Annotated in this window: 21 protein-coding genes and 1 pseudogene; 18 read left to right on the forward strand and 4 right to left on the reverse strand. The window is 33.5% G+C overall.

The features are described from left to right. Positions 1-56: 56 nt before the first annotated feature. The 3 genes from COB47_RS03235 (at position 57) to COB47_RS12755 (ending at position 730) form a co-directional block, all read left to right on the forward strand. Entirely contained in the window at positions 57-257 is a 201-nt protein-coding gene (locus COB47_RS03235) for a type II toxin-antitoxin system HicB family antitoxin (RefSeq protein ID WP_013289976.1), read from the forward strand. Next, positions 258-485, forward strand: coding sequence for a type II toxin-antitoxin system HicA family toxin (locus COB47_RS03240; RefSeq protein WP_013289977.1), 228 nt, complete (start codon positions 258-260; stop codon positions 483-485). Positions 486-595: 110 nt separating this feature from the next. Then, positions 596-730 (forward strand): hypothetical protein, encoded by a 135-nt coding sequence (locus tag COB47_RS12755; protein WP_272941043.1) that lies wholly within the window; start codon positions 596-598, stop codon positions 728-730. Between the two features lie 84 nt (positions 731-814). On the opposite strand, the pseudogene COB47_RS12535 reads toward COB47_RS12755, so the two are convergent. Then, positions 815-1,048 (reverse strand): annotated as a pseudogene (locus tag COB47_RS12535) (IS481 family transposase); the annotation flags it as partial. Positions 1,049-1,210: 162 nt separating this feature from the next. Here COB47_RS12535 and tig point away from each other — a divergent pair. The 6 genes from tig to rpoD all read left to right on the forward strand — a co-directional run bounded on the left by tig (position 1,211) and on the right by rpoD (position 8,795). After that, on the forward strand, positions 1,211-2,527 hold the full coding sequence (tig, locus tag COB47_RS03245) for a trigger factor (protein WP_013289978.1): 1,317 nt from the start codon (positions 1,211-1,213) through the stop codon (positions 2,525-2,527). A gap of 47 nt (positions 2,528-2,574) precedes the next feature. Then, positions 2,575-3,162 carry an ATP-dependent Clp endopeptidase proteolytic subunit ClpP gene (clpP, locus tag COB47_RS03250; protein ID WP_013289979.1) on the forward strand — a complete coding sequence of 196 codons (588 nt, stop codon included), beginning with the start codon at positions 2,575-2,577 and terminating at the stop codon, positions 3,160-3,162. Between the two features lie 29 nt (positions 3,163-3,191). Then, the gene (gene clpX / locus COB47_RS03255; protein WP_013289980.1) at positions 3,192-4,493 is read left to right on the forward strand and encodes an ATP-dependent Clp protease ATP-binding subunit ClpX; all 1,302 of its coding nucleotides are present in this window, start codon (positions 3,192-3,194) and stop codon (positions 4,491-4,493) included. 190 nt (positions 4,494-4,683) lie between these two features. Next, positions 4,684-5,688, forward strand: a complete 1,005-nt coding sequence (locus COB47_RS03260; protein ID WP_013289981.1) for a deoxyguanosinetriphosphate triphosphohydrolase — start codon at positions 4,684-4,686, stop codon at positions 5,686-5,688. A gap of 86 nt (positions 5,689-5,774) precedes the next feature. Continuing rightward, complete coding sequence (dnaG, locus tag COB47_RS03265; RefSeq protein ID WP_013289982.1) at positions 5,775-7,538, forward strand: DNA primase; 1,764 nt, start codon at positions 5,775-5,777, stop codon at positions 7,536-7,538. 186 nt (positions 7,539-7,724) lie between these two features. After that, positions 7,725-8,795: an RNA polymerase sigma factor RpoD gene (gene rpoD / locus COB47_RS03270; protein ID WP_041742691.1), complete on the forward strand. Its 1,071-nt coding sequence runs from the start codon at positions 7,725-7,727 to the stop codon at positions 8,793-8,795. A 281-nt stretch (positions 8,796-9,076) separates the two neighbouring features. Here rpoD and COB47_RS03275 read toward each other — a convergent pair whose 3' ends face one another. Then, positions 9,077-9,946: an NPCBM/NEW2 domain-containing protein gene (locus COB47_RS03275; protein WP_013289984.1), complete on the reverse strand. Its 870-nt coding sequence runs from the start codon at positions 9,944-9,946 to the stop codon at positions 9,077-9,079. Positions 9,947-10,161: 215 nt separating this feature from the next. Here COB47_RS03275 and COB47_RS03280 point away from each other — a divergent pair, with 215 nt between their 5' ends. The 4 genes from COB47_RS03280 to COB47_RS11795 all read left to right on the forward strand — a co-directional run bounded on the left by COB47_RS03280 (position 10,162) and on the right by COB47_RS11795 (position 14,603). Continuing rightward, positions 10,162-11,718, forward strand: coding sequence for a zinc ribbon domain-containing protein (locus COB47_RS03280; RefSeq protein WP_013289985.1), 1,557 nt, complete (start codon positions 10,162-10,164; stop codon positions 11,716-11,718). 5 nt (positions 11,719-11,723) lie between these two features. Then, entirely contained in the window at positions 11,724-12,854 is a 1,131-nt protein-coding gene (locus COB47_RS03285; RefSeq protein WP_013289986.1) for a Yip1 family protein, read from the forward strand. 44 nt (positions 12,855-12,898) lie between these two features. Beyond that, entirely contained in the window at positions 12,899-14,074 is a 1,176-nt protein-coding gene (locus COB47_RS03290; protein ID WP_013289987.1) for a PdaC/SigV domain-containing protein, read from the forward strand. A gap of 325 nt (positions 14,075-14,399) precedes the next feature. Further along, on the forward strand, positions 14,400-14,603 hold the full coding sequence (locus COB47_RS11795; protein ID WP_049770046.1) for a hypothetical protein: 204 nt from the start codon (positions 14,400-14,402) through the stop codon (positions 14,601-14,603). Between the two features lie 475 nt (positions 14,604-15,078). On the opposite strand, the gene COB47_RS03300 is transcribed toward COB47_RS11795, so the two are convergent. After that, positions 15,079-16,023 carry an ISNCY family transposase gene (locus tag COB47_RS03300; protein ID WP_013289416.1) on the reverse strand — a complete coding sequence of 315 codons (945 nt, stop codon included), beginning with the start codon at positions 16,021-16,023 and terminating at the stop codon, positions 15,079-15,081. 278 nt (positions 16,024-16,301) lie between these two features. Here COB47_RS03300 and COB47_RS03305 point away from each other — a divergent pair, with 278 nt between their 5' ends. Then, entirely contained in the window at positions 16,302-17,672 is a 1,371-nt protein-coding gene (locus COB47_RS03305) for a hypothetical protein (protein ID WP_148217794.1), read from the forward strand. Between the two features lie 62 nt (positions 17,673-17,734). Here the strand turns inward: COB47_RS03305 and COB47_RS03310 are convergent, their stop codons facing one another. Then, on the reverse strand, positions 17,735-19,696 hold the full coding sequence (locus COB47_RS03310) for a L,D-transpeptidase (RefSeq protein WP_013289989.1): 1,962 nt from the start codon (positions 19,694-19,696) through the stop codon (positions 17,735-17,737). Between the two features lie 233 nt (positions 19,697-19,929). On the opposite strand from COB47_RS03310, the gene typA reads away from it, so the two are divergent. The 4 genes from typA (at position 19,930) to COB47_RS03330 (ending at position 24,762) form a co-directional block, all read left to right on the forward strand. Then, on the forward strand, positions 19,930-21,780 hold the full coding sequence (typA, locus tag COB47_RS03315) for a translational GTPase TypA (RefSeq protein WP_013289990.1): 1,851 nt from the start codon (positions 19,930-19,932) through the stop codon (positions 21,778-21,780). A gap of 76 nt (positions 21,781-21,856) precedes the next feature. Further along, a complete protein-coding gene (mltG, locus tag COB47_RS03320) occupies positions 21,857-22,861 on the forward strand; it encodes an endolytic transglycosylase MltG (protein WP_013289991.1) in 1,005 nt (334 codons plus the stop codon). Positions 22,862-22,864: 3 nt separating this feature from the next. Continuing rightward, entirely contained in the window at positions 22,865-23,503 is a 639-nt protein-coding gene (locus COB47_RS03325; RefSeq protein ID WP_013289992.1) for an O-methyltransferase, read from the forward strand. A gap of 29 nt (positions 23,504-23,532) precedes the next feature. Next, positions 23,533-24,762 (forward strand): peptidase U32 family protein, encoded by a 1,230-nt coding sequence (locus tag COB47_RS03330; RefSeq protein WP_013289993.1) that lies wholly within the window; start codon positions 23,533-23,535, stop codon positions 24,760-24,762. The last annotated feature ends 65 nt before the right edge of the window (positions 24,763-24,827 follow it).

The raw sequence follows: 24,827 nt of genomic DNA on the forward strand, positions 1-24,827 counted from the left end.
TGTGGTATAATAAAAGTTGAAAGCAAAAAACTTTGAGGCTTAAAGGGGAGTTTGTTATGTTGTTTACAGTAGTAGTAAGCAAAGAAGACAACTGGTATATCGCCAAATGCATAGAAAACAGTGTAGCTTCACAGGGGAAAACTGTCGAAGAAGCAATAGCCAATTTAAAAGAAGCTCTTGAACTTTACTATGAAGGAGAAGAGATACAAAAACCACAGATGCCACCGCTAATAACTACCATAGAGGTGGCAATATAAATGTCACCAAAATACCCTGTACTAAAGCCACAGGAAATAATAAGAGCGCTCAAAAAAGCCGGGTTCAGAGAAGTGTCACAAAAAGGCAGTCATTTCAAGCTAAAGAAAGAGAATCCAACAAGTATTGTGATTATCCCAATGCATGAAGAAGTTGCAAGGGGAACATTGAAAAGTATTCTGGAACAGGCAGGGATAAGTCTAGAAGAGTTTTTAAAACTCTACAGGTAATAAAGACACAACTCAGAAGCTGCGAATAATTCCACAATCAAAAAAAGTTAGCCACAGGTAGCTGGCAAGGAGCTATTTGTGGCTTTTTGTTTTTTCAGGGGTGTTTTTAGATGCAAAAGAAAACAGCAAGGTTTTGTATTCAAAAAGAGCTTCAAACTTTAAAAATGCTTCTTCCAGAAGTTATTATTTTTCTTCTCATGCTTGCAGTACTCATTATTCGAATTCTTGCTGTTTTGCTGGATTAAACCCTTGCAAACTTGATGCAAACATGCTACAGTATACTCAAATTCATTGCCAGAAATACAACTTTTAGGTGTTTATACAAAGTGTTAAATTTTTTTACACATAATGAAGGCATATTTACTACCTAATTTATTACAGAATAGAGAATGAAAAATTTCTATTTTCTTTAATAAGTCTTAAATGGTGTTCTCACATTCATTCCCTTACCGCAATGGGAGCTGAAAAAGATTCATGTGTCCTGCTACTTTTGAGTTCTTATGAATAAATTCTTCTTTGCTTTTGCCTCTCTGAGCATGAATCATTAAAAAGTATTCATCATCTTTTTGCTTCGGCAAATATCTCTACATCTATTCGAGCTCAAGTTTTAAAAGCTACTTTTAAAATGAAAACTTTTATGCTACAATATCATAGTTAAAATATAACTTTTTATTAGAGTGACAGCAATAAAAAATTTAAAATAAATTTTTTGAGGGAGGATTAGGATGGAGTTTAAAATTGAAAAAAAAGGAACAAACAAAGCAATAATTGAGGTTGAGGTTGAGGCTGAAAAGTTTGAAGAAGGTCTTCAGAAGTCTTACCTGAAAAATGCAAAATATTTCAAAATTCCAGGTTTTAGGCCTGGCAAGGCTCCAAGGTCTTTAATAGAGAGAGCTTATGGCGAAGAGGTTTTTTATGATGATGCTATTGACTATGTTTTAAATGAGACATATCCAAAAGTGATTGAAGAGAGCAAACTTGAAGTTGTCTCAAGGCCAGAAGTTGATATTGTTCAAGTTGGAAAGGACAAGAATTTTATATACAGGGCGGAAGTGTATGTAAAACCTGAATTTGAGCTTGGTCAGTATAAAGGAATTGAAATCAAGAAAATCGAATATCCTGTTGCAGAAGAAGAGGTGGAACACGAGCTTGAACACTTAAGAGAGGAAAATGCAAGGTTTGTTCCTGTTGAAAGACCTGTTCAGCAAGGGGATATTGTTACAATAGACTTTGAAGGGTTTGTGGATGGAGAACCGATTAAGGGTGGTGCTGCTCAAGATTATGAGCTTACAATAGGTTCTAACGCATTTATACCGGGGTTTGAAGAGCAGATTATTGGTATGAACAAGGGTGAGGAAAAAGAAATAGAGGTAACATTCCCTGAAGATTATCAGGAACCTTCGCTTGCTGGTAAAAAGGCAACTTTCAAGGTAAAAGTGAAGGATATAAAGGTGAAAGAGCTTCCTGAACTTGATGATGAGTTTGCAAAAGATGTCAGTGAATTTGAGACATTAGAGGAACTTAAGGCAAGTATAAGAAATAGAATTAAAGAGAAAAATGACCAAAGAGCAAAAGACGAGATGATTGATGCAATTTTAGAAAAGATTGCTCAAAATACATCAATAGATATTCCCGAACCAATGATTGAAAATCAGATAAATTATTATATTGAAGATGTTGCAAGAAACCTGAAGTATTTTGGCATGACATACGAAAGATACCTGCAAGCTATAGGAAAGACTGATGCTGAATTTAGAAGCCAGTTTAGAGAAAGAGCAGAGAAGGCTGTAAGAAATAACCTCATCCTGGAAAAGATTGCAAAGGTAGAAAATATCCAGGCTACAGATGAAGAGCTTCAAAAAGAGCTTGAAAGACTTGCAAAGATGTATAATTTGGAAGTTGATAAGCTCAAAGAAAGACTTTCTGAAGATGATATTGAATATATAAAAGAGGGTATAATCCTAAATAAGGCTATAGATTTTATTTACGAAAATGCTAAAATTATAAGTGAAGGGGTTCAAGGCGAAAATCAGGAAAATTAAATGAAGTTTTTAGCAAATTTTGTTTTTTAAAAAAGGAGGTAAAAATTATGTCTGCACTTGTTCCAATAGTTATTGAGCAGACAAACCGTGGCGAGAGAGCATATGACATATATTCAAGGCTTTTAAAGGACAGGATAGTAATCCTCAGCGGTGAGATTACAGACGATATTGCATCACTTATAGTTGCTCAGCTTCTTTTCTTAGAAGCTGAAGACCCTGACAAAGACATTTACCTTTATATAAACTCACCTGGTGGATCTGTTACAGCGGGTTTTGCAATCTATGACACAATGCAATATATAAAACCTGATGTTTCAACAATCTGTGTTGGGATGGCAGCATCAATGGGCGCGTTCCTGCTTGCGGCAGGTGCAAAAGGCAAGAGGTTTGCCCTGCCAAACAGCGAAATAATGATACATCAGCCGCTTGGTGGTGTTCGCGGTCAGGCAACAGATATAAAAATCCATGCAGAATGGATTTTAAAGATAAAAAATAGAATAAATAAAATCCTGTCAGAGAGGACCGGTCAGCCAATTGAAGTGATTGAGCGCGATACAGACCGTGACTTTTTCATGACAGCAGAAGAAGCACTAAAATATGGTATCATTGACAGGGTGATTGAAAGGCGTCCATAAATCCTTCTTTAATTTGAGGTGATTCAAAATTGGCTAAGTTTGAAGAAAAGAAACAACTGAGATGTTCATTCTGTGGAAAGTCACAGGATGAAGTAAGACGACTTGTTGCTGGTCCCGGCGTTTATATCTGTGATGAGTGCATTGAACTTTGTTCTGAAATAATCTCAGAGGATTTTGAAGAAGAAGAATACAATGAGTTTGACGACAGACTCCCAACTCCAAAGGAGATAAAAGAGTTTTTAGACCAATACGTTGTTGGTCAGGACCACGCAAAAAAGATTTTGTCTGTTGCTGTATATAACCATTACAAGAGGATATACTACCACGATACTAAAAAAGATGATGTTGAACTTCAAAAGAGCAACATCTTGATGCTTGGACCAACAGGGTCTGGTAAAACATACCTTGCACAGACTCTTGCAAAGATGTTGAATGTTCCGTTTGCAATAGCTGATGCAACAACTTTGACAGAGGCAGGTTATGTTGGTGAAGACGTTGAAAATATCCTGCTCAGGCTCATACAGAATGCTGACTATGATATTGAAAGAGCAGAGCGTGGTATAATCTATATAGATGAGATTGACAAGATTGCAAGAAAGTCTGACAATCCTTCTATCACAAGAGATGTTTCAGGCGAAGGTGTTCAGCAGGCACTGCTCAAAATATTGGAAGGGACTATTGCTTCTGTACCACCACAGGGTGGGAGAAAACATCCACATCAGGAATTTATACAGATAGACACAACAAACATCCTGTTTATCTGTGGCGGTGCATTTGAGGGTATTGAGAAGATAATTGAAAAGAGAATTGGTGAAAAGACACTTGGTTTTAATGCAAAGATTGAAAGTAAAAAAGAAAAAAAGATTGGAGATATACTAAGACAGATAATGCCTCAGGACCTTTTAAAGTTTGGAATGATTCCAGAATTTATAGGACGCGTGCCTATAATAGTTACATTGGATGCATTGGATAAAGAGGCTTTAATAAAGATACTGACAGAGCCCAAAAATGCACTTGTAAAGCAGTATCAAAAACTTTTTGCAATGGATGGTGTAGAACTTGAGTTTGAAAAAGATGCTCTTGAGGCTATTGCTGACAAAGCAATTGAACGCAACACTGGTGCAAGAGGTCTTAGAGCTATCATGGAAGAGATTATGCTTGATGTGATGTTTGAGATTCCATCAAATGATAAGATAGAAAAGGTTATTATTACAAAAGCGGCTGTTTTAAAAGAAGATAAACCTATTGTAATAATAAATGAAAACAAGAAAGTTCAGAAAAAGCCGAGACTAAAACAACGTCTTCAGGAAAGAAGAGGAAATGTATCATAACATAAAAATCTGAAAATGTACAATCTGACAATTAGAACAGAAGGCTGGAGAAAACTACCAGCCTTCTTCTTTTTGAATTTTTTCATTTCAAAGAAGGGAATTTTGAGTTTGTATAGAATTAAGTTATTATATAACATTGTTGATAGAGACAATTTTAGTTTTGGACTTTTAAAAAGTCCGGTGATAAGTTTTGTTAAAAGTAAGAGAGTATCAGGAGAGTTTGGAAGAAAAGATTCTTTCACCATATGCGACTCTATCAAAAAATACAAAAGGAAGACAAAGACCTGAACAAAAATGCGATGTGAGAACGGAGTTCCAAAGAGATAGAGATAGAATAATACATTCCAAATCTTTCAGGAGGCTAAAACACAAAACCCAGGTATTTATATCTCCAGAAGGTGACCATTACAGAACAAGGCTTACACACGCTTTGGAGGTTGCACAGATTGCAAGGACAATTGCAAGAGCTCTGAGGCTCAACGAAGATTTAACAGAGGCAATAGCACTTGGTCATGATTTGGGTCACACACCCTTTGGCCATGCAGGTGAGGATATCTTAAACAAGATAACCACAACCGGCTTTTCACACAACGTCCAGAGCCTGCGAGTTGTTGATTTTCTGGAAGGAGAAGATGGACTTAACCTCACGTTTGAGGTCAGGGACGGGATTTTGAATCATGTGTGGGGGAGGATACCTGCCACTTTAGAGGGCAGAGTTGTCCAGTTTGCAGACAGGATTGCATACATCAACCATGACATTGACGATGCAATAAGAGCAGGTATATTGAAGGAAGATGACCTGCCAAAAGACTGTCTCAAAATCTTGGGATTTTCTAAGAGAGAGAGAATTAATACATTAATTAGGGATATAATAAAAAATAGTATGGACAAGCCAGAAATCTCCATGAGCGAAGATGTTTTTTACGCTATGCAAACTTTGCGAAGTTTCATGTTTGAGAATGTGTATATTGGTTCCGAGGCAAAAAAGGATGAAAGCAAAGCTAAATATATTATACAGGCTCTTTATGAGTATTTTATGTCAAACTGTGACGTTTTACCCGATGATGTGAAAAAAAATATCGACAGGTTTGGCAAGGAACAGGCAATAGTAGATTATATAGCTGGAATGACAGACAGATATGCTATGAGAAAATTTTATGAATTATTCTTACCATCACCATGGAACAAGCTTTGATTTTTATTAAAAATGCTAAAAGGTATTAAAAAAAATTTGTCGAAATAAAATTAAATTGGCTTAAAAAACGCGAAGGTGAACGTGATGTGCTGGAAAGAGTTGTAGAACAGGTCCTCAACAAGGTTGACATTGTTGATGTGGTCTCAATGTATGTCCCGCTTAAAAAAGTGGGAGTGAACTTCAGAGCGCTTTGTCCTTTTCATCAAGAGAGGACGCCCTCTTTTTATGTCTCACCGTCAAAGCAAATATTTCACTGTTTTGGCTGTGGAGTTGGGGGCAATGCTATCCATTTTGTTATGCGCATAGAGAATTTGACCTTTACAGAAGCGCTCAAAGTTTTAGCAGAGAAGGCTAAAATTGACGTAGACTTTTCTCAACCTCAGTCAGCAAAAGACAGAGCTTTGGCAAAACAAAAAGAAGAGCTTATTTCTCTTCACCATGACTGTTTTGAATATTTTCAAAGGCAATTGTATCTGAGGGAAAACATAGATGCTGCAAGGTATATTTTGAAAAGGGGTATAAGAAAAGAGACTGCAAAACAGTTCGGACTTGGCTTTTGTCCTGAGAATAACAACTTGTATGAGTTGCTTGCAAAAAAGTATTCCAAAGAGATTATTGATAAAAGTGGAATTTTTATTGAGAGAAATGGAAAGAATTATTGTAGATTCGAAGGAAGGCTGATTTTTCCTATATTCGATACAATGAATAGAGTAATTGGGTTTGGTGGTCGTATAATTGACGACTCCCGAGCACCTAAATACATGAATTCTCCAGATACTCTTATATTTTCAAAATCGAAGGTTTTATATGGTCTTAACATTGCCAAGTCAAGCAAGGAAAAAGACTTTGTGGTTGTGGAAGGGTATATGGATGTCATTTCTCTTCATCAGGAAGGTATAGACAATGTTGTAGGGGTTTTGGGTACAGCCCTGACACAGGATCACAGTTTCCTTCTGCGCAGGTACAAAAATGAGGTCGTTCTTTGCTTAGACAGTGACCAGGCAGGAAAAAATGCGACGTTTAGAAGTGGTGATATACTTTACCAAAATGGGCTTATGGTAAAGGTTATGGAGCTTGAAAATGCAAAAGACCCTGACGAGTATATAAAAAAGTTTGGGAAGGATGCGTTTTTACTAAAGAAACAAAATGCTATGTTCGTAATAGATTTTAAAATAAAGCAGATATCTTCTAATTATGATTTGTCAAAATCTGATCAGAAGATCAGGTTTGTGAGAGAATACTTTGAAAAGATTTTAATGCCAATTTCAAATGAGGTTGAAAGGCAGGAATATATAAAGAAGCTATCCCAGATCACACAAATTGATGAAGATGCAATATTAAAGGAATTTACCAAAAATGAAAATATAAAACTAAAACGCATAGAAAGTATTCAACATTTTAAGCAAGTTCAGCAAAAAAGTAATTTAACTGAAGAAGAGAGAATCAAAAAAAATGATATAGACCTTTTATCTATCTATGTGGAGTGGGCTAACAAGTCAGAAAGCATCAGAAATGCTGTTACCGAGGATGATTTTTGCACCGAAGATATAAAAATACTTTTCAGTTCAATAAAAAACTTAATTAATGAGGGGATGGAAGTGACCTATTCGATGCTTTTGACCTTTGTTGATGATGAAAAAGTATTGTCAGAACTCACAAGCTTTTCTTCGAAAGGATTTGAAACAGAAGAAGCTGCCAAGAGAGCGATAGAAGAGCTAAAAACAAACAATAATAGAATGTTGTGGTTAAGACGTGAGATGTTGGAGGCACAAAAGAGAGGAGATAATGAAAAGGTATTGAAGTTGCAAATGCTAATTAGAAAAATCAAAGACGGAAAGGAGGGAATTTGAGGGATGACAGAGCAGAACATGGAAAATAATGAGGTGAAAAACCTCAATGACCAAAATATAAATAAAGAGACTGGAAGCGAGCAGCAGCAAGAAGTTGAAAAACAATTGCTTGAATCACAGAAAAATGAAAATCAAGAAAAACAGCCTGCTAAAAAAAGCACAGAAAACAAATCGGAAGGCAAGAAGATGAGCGAAGAAAAAAAGACTCTTATAAGAGAAAAGGTCAGAGAACTTATATCTCTTGGTCAGAGCAAAGGGTTTTTGACATATTCAGAAATACAGGAGATTCTTGACAAGGTAGAACTTGATGCAAGCCAAGTTGAAAGTATCTATGATACCTTGGAGAGCATGGGAATTGATGTTGTAGACGACAGAGTATCAGAGGAGGAGCTATTAAAAGACGATTTGGAAAATCTGCCTGAAGGTATTGCTATAGATGACCCTGTCAGGATGTATTTGAAGGAAATTGGCAAGATTCCGCTTTTGACCCCTGAAGAGGAGATTGAACTTGCAAAGAGGATCGAGCAAGGCGATGAAGAGGCTAAAAAGAGGCTTGCTGAGGCAAATTTGAGGCTTGTTGTCAGCATTGCAAAAAGGTATGTGGGAAGAGGTATGCTCTTTTTGGACCTTATCCAGGAAGGTAATCTTGGTCTTTTGAAGGCTGTTGAAAAGTTTGACTACAGAAAAGGGTATAAATTTTCCACATATGCAACGTGGTGGATAAGGCAGGCAATAACAAGGGCAATTGCAGACCAGGCAAGAACTATAAGAATTCCTGTTCACATGGTTGAGACAATTAACAAATTAGTAAGAGTGTCTCGCCAGCTTTTACAAGAAAAGGGAAGAGAGCCAACACCTGAAGAGATTGCAAAAGAGATGAACATGCCAGTTGAAAAAGTGAGAGAGATTCTAAAGATTGCACAAGAGCCGGTGTCACTTGAGACTCCAATTGGTGAAGAGGAAGATAGCCACTTGGGCGACTTTATACCCGATGATGATGCTCTTGCGCCATCTGAAGCTGCTGCATATTCTATGTTAAAAGAGCAGCTATTAGAGGTTTTAGACTCACTTAACGAGCGTGAAAAGAAAGTCTTAAAACTCAGATTTGGCCTTGAAGACGGCAGGGCTCGCACCTTAGAAGAGGTTGGCAAAGAATTCAACGTCACAAGAGAGAGGATCCGCCAAATTGAGGCAAAAGCACTGAGAAAGTTAAGACATCCAAGCAGGAGTAAGAAGCTTAAGGATTTTTTGGAGTAAAAATGAAAGGGGATTACCAGGTAGGCAGATAGTCCCCTTTTTGTTATTTTAACTTGTAATTGGAATTTTAGAACAAATAAGAAAAAATACTAATTCAAAATTGGGAACTAAAAAACATAAAAAAAGTCTGTATATAATTAATAAGGGGCTGACTAAAAACAAAGTTTTAAAATTTTTATATCACAGCATATAGGGAAAGTTCATCAAACAAAAAACTAAATCTTATAATGAAAGGGGCTATCCAATTATTTTTTGGACAGCCCCTCATAATTTGTAAATATTTATTTGTACAATACTGCATCACCTACAAAAGGGTAAATCATACAATTATAATTAGCTGGATTTGCAAAAAATTCAATCTTTAATGTATTACAGCCAACTACATCTAAAGAGACATCTTTTCCTTTTTCACCTTTTGCAATTTCTATCTCATATCTTTTTTCTCCATCTAAATAGATAGTAAATTTGCCACTTGCTCCTACTTCAGAATCATCATCTAAACCCAAAGTCATTTTCAGTTTTTTGTAATCGCCGTTTAATATATACTGAACAAAAGTAAGTCGTCTATTATCATCTGACTGCCAATATGAATATTGGTAAGCATCCCACCAAATATTTTTACGATATGTTTTTCCAAGCAATGTGACCACATCTTGATTTATACCATAACGACCCTGATCGCCCCAAGAATTTCTAACAGATTTATAGGCACTCAACGGCAAATCAGTAAGGAATATACCCCCATTTGGACCCAAATCGGGACCTATAATTAATGCTTTTTGATTATCATTAATTTTCCAAGGAGCTATGTTTTTATTAAAGAAGCAATATAAAATTGAGTCAAGGTGGACAAACCTCATCCCTTTATAGTTTATAAATGGAACTTTGTATTTAAGTGTTACCCCATTTAGGATAATATCTCTTTGATACTCATAAACTGGGCTTGTTCCTGCCTTTTTGCTAAGTTCATTCACCTTTGCTTGAAGATCAGCATTTTCTTTTTTTAACTTGTCATATTGAGTTTTTAGAGAGTTGTAATCTTTCAAAAGTTTTTCGTACATAGTCTTATAATTTGTTGGAGATGACGCAACTGCAACAAAACAAAAAATGACAGCAAATAGGATTATAAATACTGAAATGTGCTTTTTCATTTCCTCAACCTCCCTGAAAGAGTTTTGTTTTTACTATTATATTACATTAATGAAAAACTTAATGTCAACCATATTTTGAAATAAATAAGCTCTTGCATTTATATACGTGAAAAATTATAATTAAATCAAGATAACACCTTAAAAATATATAATTTGTCGAATAATGTCGAATTGTGTCGAATAGTCTTTAAAAAACAATGATGGGAGGTAAAAGTATGCTTTATTGTCCCAAGTGTGGTGCTACAATTGAAAAGGGGCAGAAAGTATGTAGTCAGTGTGGAGAAAGCTTAGAGTCAAAGATTTTGAGTAATTTGCAAAGGACAAAGAGAGAGTTCTTCTTAGAAAAATACTTTGAGGGACAAACAGAAGAATTTAAAGTTCCAAGCATAAAATTTAAATTTGACAGAAAACTTTTGCCGTGGTTTTACGGAATTATAGGTTTCCTGGTGTTTTTAATATTGTTTATAGCGATTGGAAAGTCAATATATTCTCCCCAAAGGCTTGTGGATGAATTCAAGGAAGCTGTTAAAAATAAAGATACAAGAAAGCTTTCCAAAGTACTTGTTCATGAAACAGGTGAACAAATTTCACAAGACAATCTAAAAGCTTTCTTAGAATTGTGTCAGACAAAGCCTGAATACATAGACGGTGTTTTCAAAGCATTAGATGAAGCAATTCAATCAATTTCAAATTCATCCTCAAATGAAAAGAATAAATCTCTAACCGATACTTTATCTGATCTTTTCTCAACTCAAGATTATTCTAATGATTTTCTCTTAAAACTTACAGGCAAGGGCTTGATTTTCTTCACGAAATATAAGATTGCAGCAAAAAATTACTTTTTAAAGGTAAAGTGTGACACTAAGGATGCAAAAATATTCTTGAATGGTAAAAACATTGCTTCAGTTTCAGACCCATCTCAGGAAATTTCAATAGGTCCATTGATTGCTGGTATATACAAGATTAAAGCAGAATACAAAGGTCCGTATTGTACATTAGAGAAGATTGATGAAGAAAAAATTTACAGTACAGATTTTAGTAACTATAACCAATACACTGCTGAACTGTATCTTTATCCTCGCTACGTAGAGGTAAACTCAGATTTTGAGGATGCTGAGATAATTTTGAATGGTAAGCCAACCGGTGTTTTGGTAAAAGATGCGTCTGAATTTGGACCTGTAAGTGACGAAAGTGAGTTTAGTGCAAAAATAAAACTTCCATGGGGTGAAGTGAGAACAACTTCTGTAAAACTTGGCAGCTGGTCAAATAGCATTACAATTCCAAATACACTTTCAAACGATGATACTAATAATTCGACATTCGAAAAGGTTGCTTCTGTTATAAATGATTTTGAAAAGTCTTACAGAACTGCTATGATAGCTCAGGCTCCGAATAAGTTTTTGCATATTTCTGATGAATTAAAACAAATTTTTACCAGCAGAATTGAAGATTTAAAAGCTAATAACCAAAAGTTTACAGGTAAAGTAACAAAAACAGAGTTCAACTTGGGAACGTTAAAATTGTTTAAAAACGAAGATGGAAAAATTACATTAAAAATTACTGCAAAAATTTACTACAAAGATGCAATATATTCCCAAGACGAGACTCCACCACAAGATATTCCTGAAAAAGAAACTGCACAGGTTTACACGCTTGTATGGGATGAAAATGCAAAGAACTTTATTATTGTCGGAATAGAGGCTCCCTGGTTTTATGACTGGCCAGAAGATGGCAAGATTAAAGAATACAAATTAGATGAAGGGAGTGTGTGATTGAAATGATAAAATGTCCGTATTGTAATAGAGAACTTCAAGAAGGTGAGGTTTGTAGTTGTCAAACAAATCAAACGATGGTGAGTCAAACAAATGGCAATGAAGTTACAAGTGGTGAAGTATTGAATAATACTCAAAATGCTGCAAAAGTTAGTAAGGATGTTAAAAGCGAAAATATTGAGCAGACTGTGAATACCGCTGAAGAAAAGAAAAAGGAATCTACTAATACTTCAACCCTAAATGATGTAATTAACTCAGCAGTTCGATATTGTTATCTTACAATAAAATTTGCTTGGGCATTTTTAAAAAATCCCTTCGTTTTTATTTCAAGGGTAATACAGAACAATGACTATAAAGCAGGCATTTTGTTTGCTTTTCTTACTTTTATATTTGTTTCTATTCAAAATCTTGTTTTAGCGGGGAGAGGTATAAAGTTAGTTGAAGATTTTATTGGGATATCCGACCTTTTAAATTCGTATTCATTGTTTAAAACATTTCTTTATAATTTTATAGGTTTGTTTCTTTTATACCTTTTGTATTGCGGCATTGTTAAATTGACATTTGTGATATTAAAAGAAAATATTGATTTTAAGGCTGTATTAGGAGGAATAGGGGTAAGTTTAATTCCTCTTGGATGGGTAGCTATTGTGAATTTAATTTTGCAGTTTATAAGTGTTTGGTTAGTTGTATTATTATGCATATTTGGTTTTCTTATGAATGTTATATTAAATTTTTGGTCTGTTAAGGTTTTACTGAAAGATAAAGAAACTAAGGCACTTTATATTACAGTAGGAGCGTATATTGTGTGTATTATTTTATTAGCAGTGATTGTATTGGCGATGGGCAATGGGATAGCAAGTGCAAGTGGGGGAAATGTTATTAGTATAGGTTCCGATAATATTATTGGAACTTGGTCGGATGATAAAGATACCATCATATTTTATCCAAATGGTACATTTAAAGCCCACTACTATTGGATAGGTGGTGCGTGGGAGATAGAGGGGAATAAATTATATCTTACAGGCACATTGACTGGAAAAGAAGGATATTATTTCAGAATTGAGAGTAACAAATTAATATTAGAACCTATCCCAGGTTCTGGAAGGGCAGAATATGAATTTTATAGAGTTAGATAAATTTAAATTACTTTTTATCAAAATTTAGGAGGTATATTCCAATTATGAAAAAGATCAACACGTTTACAATTTGTATATTTATTTTTTTGTTATTGTCAATCAGTGGATGTTCGGTATTAAAAACAAAAAATGAAAGTGTTAGCAGGGTTAATACTTCGGTTAAGCAAAAAACTGATCAAGCTATTATGTATTCAAACAAAAATAAACCTACTAATAAACCCACGTGGGATGTTGTATTTGAAAGAATATATCAAAATACAGAAAAGTATGAAATAGATGTATTTATACCTAAAATCATTGGTAATGGATTGAAACAAGAAGTTTATGAGAAAATAAATTCTGTTCTTAAAAAATATGCTGAACAACAAATCGAAGATATAAAAAAGATATCTGCTGGGTCAGAAGGTGACTCAGGTTTGTATCCATATACCCTTTATATCAAATATGAATGGGACAAAAGTGTTGAACCTTATGTTTCTTTTTTATTCGAAGAATACTCATATACGGGTGGAGCACATGGTTTGACTCAAATCGAAGGTTTTACCTTTGATCTAAGAACAGGTAACAGTATAAAACTTGTAAACTATTTGAATAATGATCAACAAAAATTAATAAAGAATTATATAAACTTTGCAAGAGCTTTATGTAATGATTTAGATGATCCACCATATGGAGTGTTTAGTGCTCAGGACAATCAGAAAGCCTTTGATGAAGACTTGTTTGAAGATATGGTATTCAAAAATAATGGTCTTTTAATTTGTTTTGAACCATATAAGATTGCATCATATGCAAGAGGAGTAGTAAGATTTTGGTTTGATTTGAAGGAGCTAAAGAACAAGGAAGTAAATACAGAATTTGATTTAAGTAATTATGGCATAATAAAAAAGTTGTTAAGTATGAACTTAAGCGAAATAAGAAAAGAATTTGGTTTACCAGTAGAGATCTATTCTTATGAGGGAGGATTATTATATAAAACTAAAAGTGGGCTTTTATTTAGCTTTGATTTTAATTCGGTAGAAAGATTAGAAGATATGACTAAAGCATATGTTAATAGTTTTAGTGCTGGAGATAATATAAAACTTTTTGGCATTTCCTTGAAAGGTTCTCTCTCAGATTTAGATAAAAAATTAGAAAATATAAAAGAATTAAAAAAATTAGTGAAGGAATTGATGAAGAGTGGGGCAGCTATTTTGTATTATATGAACTCGGTGAAGCTATAGAATTATATATTGAATCCAAAACAAGTGATAAAAACTCAGATGTGAGTTATATATTGGTAAAGAAAAAAAGGTTTTAGAACTAGTTGAACAGAGTTTAATAGTAGGTTGTGTTTGATTGTTGGCATCAAACCAAAAACAATTTAGGGAGGCAAAATAAATGTGGGATAAAATAAAAAGTAAATGATATTACAAATCTAAAACACTCAAGTTTAATGTTAGAAGTGGATAATCGTTATGCAGAGAGGACATTATATGATACCAATACATAAAGAAGAATTATGAGTTATAATTACTTTTCTTTAAGCAAGCATGTAATAATATTGAATTGAAAACCCCGAAGTACCAGAAGAATCTTAGTCAAGCAACTGAGAATACAGATATTCAAATAGGCGACAAAATTCTTTTCAAAGATGATGGAATGAAAGTATATTTTACTTCTTTTGATAATATTGGCTCAATGATAGAAACTTCTGCTACTTTTTTATATTTTTGTATTAAATTTGATGAGTTAAATAAGCATGTGATTTAAAGAGTAAATATCCATTCTTCAAGAGAACTTGGAAAACTTTTGCAGTTAGCTCAAAGATATCAAATTTAACTTTGGACTCTGCGATGTAACTTGTATGTGGAAAGGTGCAGTTTATTATAATATTGGTGCTATAGAATGGACTTTTAACCCTGAAAGATGGAGTTCACGAAGATGCAAACTTTAAAATGTTTAATACTGTTGTTTTTAGAAGAGTTGCAACTGTTTTGAATGTTGAAATAATGAAGACAACACCTGATTAAGTCTATAAAATTTTCAAAAACGAATAATCTGGAGCAATAAATACAGTTACGAGTGATGGTAGTTACGTAGTTGTTGGCTACTCTCAGTCAGAAGATGGTGATATGCGCGGATTGAGCAAAGGTTTAGAAGATGTGATAGCTTGTAATGTATTTAATATCATTCAATAGCTTGTTGAATAAAAATTATTGCCAATAGAGTAATAAAAAGATAATAATTATTGATTCCATTCATAAGCAAAAGAAAATTTTTTGCCTTCTAATTTTCTGAGAAACTGTTCAAACAAAAAAGTAATTAGTATCCAATCGGTATGCCTTTTGTAACTTTTAAATCCTCTTAACCTAATATTCTCAAGGTTATACTCACCTTTCAACTTGCTAAAAAGTTTTTCTATTTTCATCCTGAGTTTATATAACTTCTTACCTTCTTCTGTACCTAAAAATTTTATATTCTCTGCCCTAAATCTATTTTTTACGTTTTCCTCATTTCTCATATTCCTTCTATTTACCCCTGCTACAAATTTTATTTCAAGTCTATTTGCAATATCAAACCATCTGTTACAGTCATATCCTGCATCCGCTAATAATATCTTCGAATTGTAATTCCATGCCCTGTACAAAAGTTCTTCTTGAGTAGAGTCATGTTTGTTTGCTGTAGTTAAAATCCAGAAAAGTGGAATCACTTCTTCTTTCCCTGTACACAAAAGATGTAATTTATATCCTTTGTAAAAACCTATAGTAACATGTATTCCTATCTTTGCTTCTTTGTCTTGCTTTGAACTTCTCAAAGGTGTTGAATCTACTATTGTTATGGATACATCTGGATTAATTTCTGCTATTAACACGTCTCGGATAGCTTGCAATAAATCCTCTTCTATTTTTGCTGCTAATTTTGCTATGTATGAATAATCTGGACTTTTTTCTAATCCTATGCTCTTTTTGAACTCTGTATCTTGATTTATTCTGTATTCTAATTCCCTAAAACTTGCTATTCCTCTTTTGACCTTGTAAACTAAACAAGCTATTATTTGAAACAAACTAAATTTCCTTGGTCTGCCTCTTTTACTGTTTTTCCTTCTTTGGACTGTAGTTTCTGCAATCTTTTTTATTATGCAAAGGAGCTTTAAAAATTTTTCATTTTGTGCTTTAATAATTTTAGACATTTCTTTATTCCCCCTTGTGTGTTGGTTTGGTCTTTACAAATTAAAATTATATCACAAGGGGGATTTTTTTACCCATTACTGTATCTGTCTAATATGGTTATCTCTTTTATTCAACAACCTAATCATTCAAGATATATATTTTAGTACGAAAAGTAAAAGTTATACAAACAGAGAGTAGGACTTTTTTTAAAAATGTGTAGAGCTTTACATCGCTTATCTTGAGCATTTCTACAAAATGCATATAGAACCAAAATACAATAGAGAGGAGGTTTGGAATGGTGTTAAGTTCAAAAAAGTTTAAGTTAAATTTTCTGATCATTACTTTGTTGAGCCTTATTAGTTTAAATGTTTTTTCTGAAGTTTTACATTTCCGAGATAGTACAGCTTTTGCAAGTACTCAAAATTATAAGAAATCTCAAAAATCAAAATTGGTAAGCATTTATGTCAAATATAAAAATGAGCTACTTTCTCAATTTGAACTATTTAATGATAATTGTAAAGTTTACTATTCTTCAAATAAATCAGTAAAATTATCAGTTGCACAAAATTCAAAAATGAATTGTTACATAGTCTCAAACGGACTTTTAATAAAAAAGAATTTAAATTTTACAAGTGCTTCTTCCATACCAGATAAAGTTTGTATCACTCCGAATTCTTCATTAGATAAAGTTGTAAATATACACATATATGATAATTCTAAACCGATTGCTTTTGCTCAGGTATTTATTATTAGCAAAGAAATTTTGAGAGAGATATATATAGGGAAAACAGATAAAAATGGTTATTTACCATTATTAATTACTAAAGGTGAGTATTATTTAAAAATAGGTTATGGTTCAAACGATTGGGATGTAATGGAATATGCATTCGCAAAAATTAAAGTGGATAATAACAAGAATGTAAAATTAGATGTAAGCAAATTTGGAAAAGTTAATTTTAATATGCTATATGCATTTGGTGGAGTGGGGCTAAATGACAAATTATATATCGGATTGAATAGTATGTGGTTAGATGATAAAATAATTTGTCCTATTGGTCGTCAAAGAAGTGTTAAATTTGATATAGGGAACCACGGAAAAGTTTGGATTTTTGCTGGTGATCCTTCGTATTCTGGTATGTATTGTTTAGCATACAAGCCTATAAAAGATTTAATTATTACAAAGCAAACAGAAACAGTGGATATTGACTTAAAAATAGATACTCAAAATATAAAAATTTTAAACACTTATAGATGGAATGAGGAAAAATCACAATGGGGAAGAACAACTTTTTCGAATGTATATGAGGGTGATAAGTTGCGATTAGAAATAGTAATTCCAACAAAATCCTATTACGTTTTAGCAATGACAGGAGTGAATTATTATGATAAAGAGTATGAAAAAAGGTACTTTAGCATTGCTTGCGTTTCTTCAATTATACCTTGTAAAAATTTAACTGCATATATAATTGACAAAAATGGGCAAAGATATAATATAAGTGCTACAATGTCAAATTTATTCAATAATCGGCAAAATACATTTACAGTGTTCTTGGAAGAAATTAAAGGAACTCTAAATTCAAAACTTTATATAGATTTCAATTTTTACCCATATGACTTTGATCGTTTACATCAAACACTTTTTATTCCAATAAATGTTTGTAAACATTAAAATGGATACAAATATAAAAAAGATAGATATTCTTAACTGTAAGAATATCTATCTTATTTTTTTCAATTCACCCACACTACACTTCCGACTGGTACATGATCGTAAATGTATTTAGCATCGTTCATAGGGACTCTGATGCAGCCGTGGCTATTTCTTTTTATTATGGAGTTATCGACGATTTTACCTTCCCGGTTTGTTATAACAGAATGTATCATATAATTACCAGAATACACCAATGCATACATTGCTCCTGCTCTATAGTGTTCATTATAAAATTTATAAACTTTGGCTTTGCTTTTGAAATAACCTCTCAATGTAGGGGTATATTCAGCTCCTGCAGAGCAATCAATTGTTTTGATAAGAAAATATTCATTATTTTCTTTTTTCAACAGATAAATTGATAATCTCCACAAGTCAACCCATATAAAATAATTTGATTTTTCATTTTTTAGTTGTGAATTTACAAATTTTTCAACTTCCTCTTTTGTTAGTGGGTTAAGAAAAACTTTTCTTTGCGGTAAAATGGTCAAATATCTTGAGGGTACCCATAATTCAGAATTTCTATATTTTACAAGATAGATACCATCTACTTCGCTTAATACTTCAATTATCTGATCTTTTGGGATGAGATCTTTGTACTGCAGTTTTGTTTTTGCATAGGTAATATAAGGTTTTATATAGTAAAACATATTCCCATTCTTGGGGAGGGTTTCAGCAAGATAATATTTTGTTCCTTCAACAATTATATAAATTCCAAATTCATCAATACCAAATAGATTTGATGTAAACTTCAATTTGCTTTGAGTTTTTAATGGAAGGCTTTTGAGCATTTTTAAAAATCTAAGGTTGTCAATTCTGAAAAATGTGTTGTCTACTTTAAATTCGTCAAAAGATAAGTTTTCGTTTTTTGATATTCTATTAATAATTTCGTTTACTTCTGTGCTTGAAAGTTTTTTATTTGGATAGATATAAAAACGTTGGTCATAAGGATTGATTTCAGGTATTAATAATCCCAAATCTAATAAACGGAGAATAGATTCTTGAAAGTCTACAGGGGTGAGATATATATCGGCGACAATGTATTTAAATCTTTCGTGATTAACAGGAAAGTCTCTTTTTAATGACATAATGTAATCTTCAACGTATTTGTTCCATCGAGGGTCTGTTTTTACATTTACATTGTATTCTTTTCCTAAGAATGAAGTTTTGAAATTCTGAATTTTAGCAACCTTAAGGATTTTGTCTTCTGAAAAATAACAGTAAACTTGCTCATTGACAGTATAAAGTTGGTTTAACACAATATTCTCAATATCCTGATATGTATTTTGGTATACACTTTGATACACTTTATTTAAAATTGTTGGAGGAAGATTATTTAATTTACCAACGATTGGAAATACTTTTTTTATGTAATCTACTGATAAAGTTTTTGGATTTTCCTTGAGCTCAACCTTGTGCTTTTGTGGATTTTTATTTATGAAATCTCTTACTAATTTCACATAATCATCTTGTGATCGTACTTTGGTATATGGATTCCATACAAGAACATATTTTTTATAACCATCTTTATATATTTTTTCTACTACCACGAAGTTATAATGCAAAAGTGCTATTTCGGTTGGAGTGTTTTTTGTTATAAATCCTTTTCCTGTTTGTTTGTAATATTCCCAACAGGATAATATGTTAGTTTGAACTGGTAATAATCTCTGTTTTAGAGACTCTGCATTTTGTATTGTGCTCCACAGAATATATGCAGCTTGAGCTTTCGTGATAACAGAGTTTTTTTTCAAGTTTGCAGGAAGAACTTTTAATAATTTTGCTTTGTTCCAGGAATCTTGTGAATGATTAATTATCTTGAGATCTACAAAAACCTTTTGAACAAATTCTTCTGCAGTCATATATTTTACTTTTGATACAGCACATAGTGAAATGGTTGAGTTAGATATTGTAAACAAACAGCAGAGCATGAGGACAATTAATTTTGAGTAAGTGTTTTTGCTAAAGTTTAATGGATTTTTTTTCATCGTCGGTGTTATGTACCCCTTTCTTTAAAGTCTTAGTAAATTATTCATAATATATAATATCTAACAGCATGGAAAATTACAATATAGTGCTAATATAAGGTTAATATAATAAGATTGGTTCCTATTTTTTAACCATGTAAACTTTTTGATTTTCTTGACTTTAAAAAGCAGATTATTTTAAAATTATTAAAGCTGCCTATTAAGATTTAAAAGGAGGCTTTTGAAATACAGAGATGCTAACCCAAAGAACTGACATCCGAAACGTTGCTATAATTGCCCATGTTGACCATGGAAAAACAACTTTAGTTGATGCAATGCTAAAACAAAGTGGAGTGTTTCGCGAAAATCAAGTGGTTGAAGAGAGAATATTAGATTCGAACCAGCTGGAAAGAGAAAAAGGAATTACCATAATGGCAAAGAATACTGCCATTATGTACAAAGGCATAAAGATAAATATAATAGACACACCGGGGCATGCAGATTTTGGAAGCGAAGTTGAAAGATCGCTTGTAATGGCTGATGGTGTACTTTTGATTGTGGATGCTTATGAAGGTCCAATGCCACAGACAAAGTTTGTTTTAAGGAAAGCTTTGCAGCTTAAACTCAAGCCAATTGTTGTTATAAATAAAATTGACAGGCCTTTTGCTCGGCCTTATGAGGTTTTGGACAAGGTCTTAGACCTGTTTATTGAGCTTGGAGCAGACGAAGACCAGCTTGATTTTCCATATGTATTTGCATCAGCAAAGGAAGGTATTGCCAAGTTTGATTTAGAAGATGAAAGTCACAATTTAGAGCCACTTTTTGAGATGATTATAAACAATATTCCAGCACCAACAGGTGAAATTGATGGGCCTTTCCAGATGATTGTAACTTCAATTGACTATGACAATTACATTGGTAGAATTGCTATTGGAAAGGTTGTAAGAGGAAAAGTAAAACTCAATCAGCAGGTTGCAGTTTGCACAAAACAAGATGGAGTTTTGCAAAAGACAAGGGTTACAAAGCTGTATAAGTTTGAAGATTTAAAAAGGGTAGAATGTAGCGAGGCAAAGCTTGGTGATATTGTTGCGATTGCTGGAATAGATGGTATTAACATTGGTCAGACTGTTGCAGACGCGGAGAATCCAGAGGCTTTGGAGTTTGTCAAGATTGATGAGCCAACAATCTCCATGATATTTTCAACAAACGACTCACCTTTTGCAGGAAAAGAAGGTGATTATGTAACATCGAGGCATCTGCGAGAGCGTCTTTTTAAGGAGCTTGAGAAAAATGTTGGACTTAAAGTTGAGGAGACAGACTCACCGGATGCATTTAAGGTCTCAGGAAGAGGAGAACTTCATTTGGCAATATTGATTGAAACCATGCGTAGAGAGGGTTATGAGTTTCAGGTTTCAAAACCGCAGGTTATAACAAAGATAATAGATGGTGAAGTTTATGAGCCATATGAATATTTGATAGTAGATGTACCAGAAGAATTTATGGGCACTGTCATGGAAAAATTGGGCCCGCGAAGGGCACAGCTTCAAAATATGACCATTTTAAATGACGGATTTATGCGTCTTGAATTTATTATTCCTGCCAGAGGACTTATAGGTTTTAGATCAGAGTTTTTGACAGATACAAAAGGCAATGGCGTTATGAATCATGTGTTTTATGATTACATGCCATATGCTGGTTATATTCCGGAGAGGAACAGAGGTGCTTTAATAGCTTTTGAAACTGGAGAGGCTGTAACATATGGTCTTTACAATGCCCAGGAGAGAGGAAGACTTTTTATAGGTCCTGGAACTGAAGTATATGAAGGTATGATTGTTGGTGAAAGCTCACGTCCAGAAGATATTGTTGTAAACGTTTGTAAGAAAAAACATCTTACAAACATGCGTTCGGCGACGGCAGATGAAGCTTTGCGTTTGATTCCACCAGTTCAGCTCTCCCTTGAAGAGTGTATAGAATTTTTAGCAGAGGATGAGCTTTTGGAAGTGACACCAAAGAATTTAAGGCTCAGGAAAAAGATTTTAAATCATGAGATGAGAAAGAAGGTAGAGGCAAGAGTGAAGAAAGAAGAAAAGGAGCCTGTTTATTGAAGGCTCTTTTTCTTTTTGAGTTTTAATTGTGGTATAATATGAACATAAAAGTAAAGAAAAGTTTGGGGTAATTGCTGTGAAAAGATTTTGGCAAAAGAGATTTATTAATGCTATATTACTCATCTTTGTTTTAACTTTTTCGCTTGTTTGTGTATATTTAAAACTTCAAAATGAGAAAGTGATTGAAACTGTTGTAGAAATTCCTCAAAATACATCCACAAAAGATGTTGCTATGATTTTGAAGAAAAATGGGATTATAAAAAACCCTTACTTTTTCATGTTTTATGTTAAACTCAATAACTATAAAATAGCAGCAGGAAAATACAAACTTTCGTCTGATATGACATATAAGCAGTTGTGCAAAACTCTTGAAAAAGGTTTTATTCCAAAGACTGCTGTTAGGGTTACTATTCCAGAAGGATATACAGTACGGCAGATTGCTAAAAAACTGCAAAGTCTTGGACTTATAGATGAAAATAAGTTTTTGGAAACTGTGAATAGTTATAACTTTAATTTTAAGTATAAATACACTTCAAAAGAGGTAAAGTACAAGCTTGAAGGATTTTTGTTCCCCGATACATATGAAGTATATCCCGGCACTTCTGAAAAGGATATTATAAAGATGATGCTAAATAGATTTTTAGAAGTGTATGAAAGTATAAAGGATAAAAAGACCACAGATTTAGATGATGTTCAGACAGTTATACTTGCTTCAATTGTTGAAAAAGAGGCAAAAAAAGACAGTGAAAGGGGAGTCATTGCTGGGGTTTTCTTAAACAGGCTAAAAAGAAATACAAAGCTAGAAAGCTGTGCGACAGTAGAATACTTATTGCCTGTTCACAAAGAGGTTCTTTCTTTGCAGGATGTGAGAATAGAATCTCCATATAATACATACCTGAAAAAAGGACTGCCACCTTCTGCTATCTGCAGTCCTGGTAAAAAAAGTCTTCTTGCAGCTTTAGCTCCTGCAAAAACAGATTATCTATTTTTTGTTGCTAAAAAAGATGGAAGTCATATATTTTCAAAGACATTTGAAGACCATTTGAAGGCTCAAAAACAAATAGAAGAAGGGAAAAAATAAAAAATGGATATATCGCAGGACATTTTAAACCAGTTTATAAGAAGTAAGCTTACAAATATGGACCCAAGACTTTCTAAGATTGAAAAGGAGGCTCAAAAGAGAAATATACCAATAGTTTCAAAAGAGGTATCGCGGCTTTTGACAATACTTTCAATGCTCAAAAAACCAAAGAGAATATTGGAGATTGGCACGGCTGTTGGCTTTTCAGCGTTGTCTATGCACATAGGTTTTCCCGAAGCAAAGATTGTTACAATAGAGATGGATTTTGATATGGTCATGGAAGCAAAAAAGAATATAAAAGAATTTGGTGCACAGGACAAGATAGTTGTAATTGGTGGGGAGGCAGAAGAAGTTTTAGAGGCAATTGAAGAAGAGTTTGACATGATATTTTTTGATGCTGCAAAGGCTCAGTACATTGATTATTTCAACCTTACCAGGGAGAAGATGGCTAAAAACTGCCTCCTTGTATGTGACAATGTACTTTTTAAAGGAATGGTTGTTGAAAGAAAGTATCTTAAAAGAAGAATGATAACAATTGCAAAAAGGATGAATAATTTCATAAAAATGATTGAAGATGACCCTGATTTTATAATGACACTTCTTCCTATCAGCGATGGTGTATTGATAGCGATAAAAAAATAGAAGAAAAGGTTGTGGAGGTTTTTGAGAAGATGATAAAAGTAAAAAAACCAGAGCTTGTTGCACCTGCAGGCGATTTGGAAAAGCTCAAAACTGCAATTTTGTACGGCGCAGACAGTGTATATATTGGTGGAAAAGAATTTGGGCTCAGAAAATATGCTGGCAATTTTGATTTTGATGAGATGAAAGAGGGCATTGATTTTGCACACAAATATGGTAAAAAGGTGTATCTTACAGCTAATATATTTGCAAGGAATGAAGATATTAGGAAAATAGATGAATTTTTTGACATTATAAAAGACTTTGAATTTGACGGAATAATTGTGTCCGACCCGGGGATATTCATGAAAGCCAAAAAGCTTGAGATACCAATTCATATAAGCACTCAGGCAAATACAACAAACTATGAGTCTGCTCGTTTTTGGCATCAGCTTGGTGCAAAAAGGATTGTGCTTGCAAGAGAACTCTCTTTAGATGAAATTAGAGAAATAAGAGAGAATATTCCAGAAAGTCTTGAGCTTGAAGCATTTGTTCATGGAGCGGTCTGTATTTCATATTCAGGCAGATGTTTTCTGAGCGCATATATGACATACAGAGACGCAAACAGGGGTGAGTGTGCTCATCCGTGCAGATATAAATATTATGTCATGGAAGAAAAAAGGCCAGGCCAGTATTTTGAGGTTTTTGAAGATGTTGATGGCACATATATTTTTAATTCAAAAGACCTTTGTATGGTAGAACATATTGACAAACTTGTTTTTGCGGGTATCGATGCTTTTAAAATTGAAGGCAGAATGAAAAGCAGCTTTTATGTTGCAACAGTTGTAAGTGTTTACAGAAAAGCAATTGATAAGTTTATAAAAGACCCTGAGCATTTTGAACCAGAACAAGAGTGGTTTGAAGAAATCGCAAAGTGTTCTCATAGAAGTTACACAACCAACTTTTATTTTGGAAAGCCAGGAGCAAATGATTACAGATTTGAGTCAAGCAAATATGTCAGAGAATATGAATTTGTAGGCATTGTCAAGGAGGTTTTGAATGACGGCTGGGCTGTGGTTGAACAAAGGAACAGGTTTTACAAGGGAGATACTGTTGAGGTTATGCTTCCAGATGGTACGTATTTTGTTCAGAAACTAAACAACATATATGACCTTGAAGGGACTCCCTTAGATGTTGTTCCTCATGCACAACAACTTACAAAAATAAAGTTTGACAGACCTGTTGCAGAGTTTGCAATGTTGAGGAAAAAGATTGAAAATTAAAAAATAATGGTGGACATGCAACAAAATGGGGGAATGAGCATAAACTATATGCTGACCTTAAAAAG

The organism is Caldicellulosiruptor obsidiansis OB47 (assembly GCF_000145215.1).
GTDB classification, from domain to species: domain Bacteria; phylum Bacillota; class Thermoanaerobacteria; order Caldicellulosiruptorales; family Caldicellulosiruptoraceae; genus Caldicellulosiruptor; species Caldicellulosiruptor obsidiansis.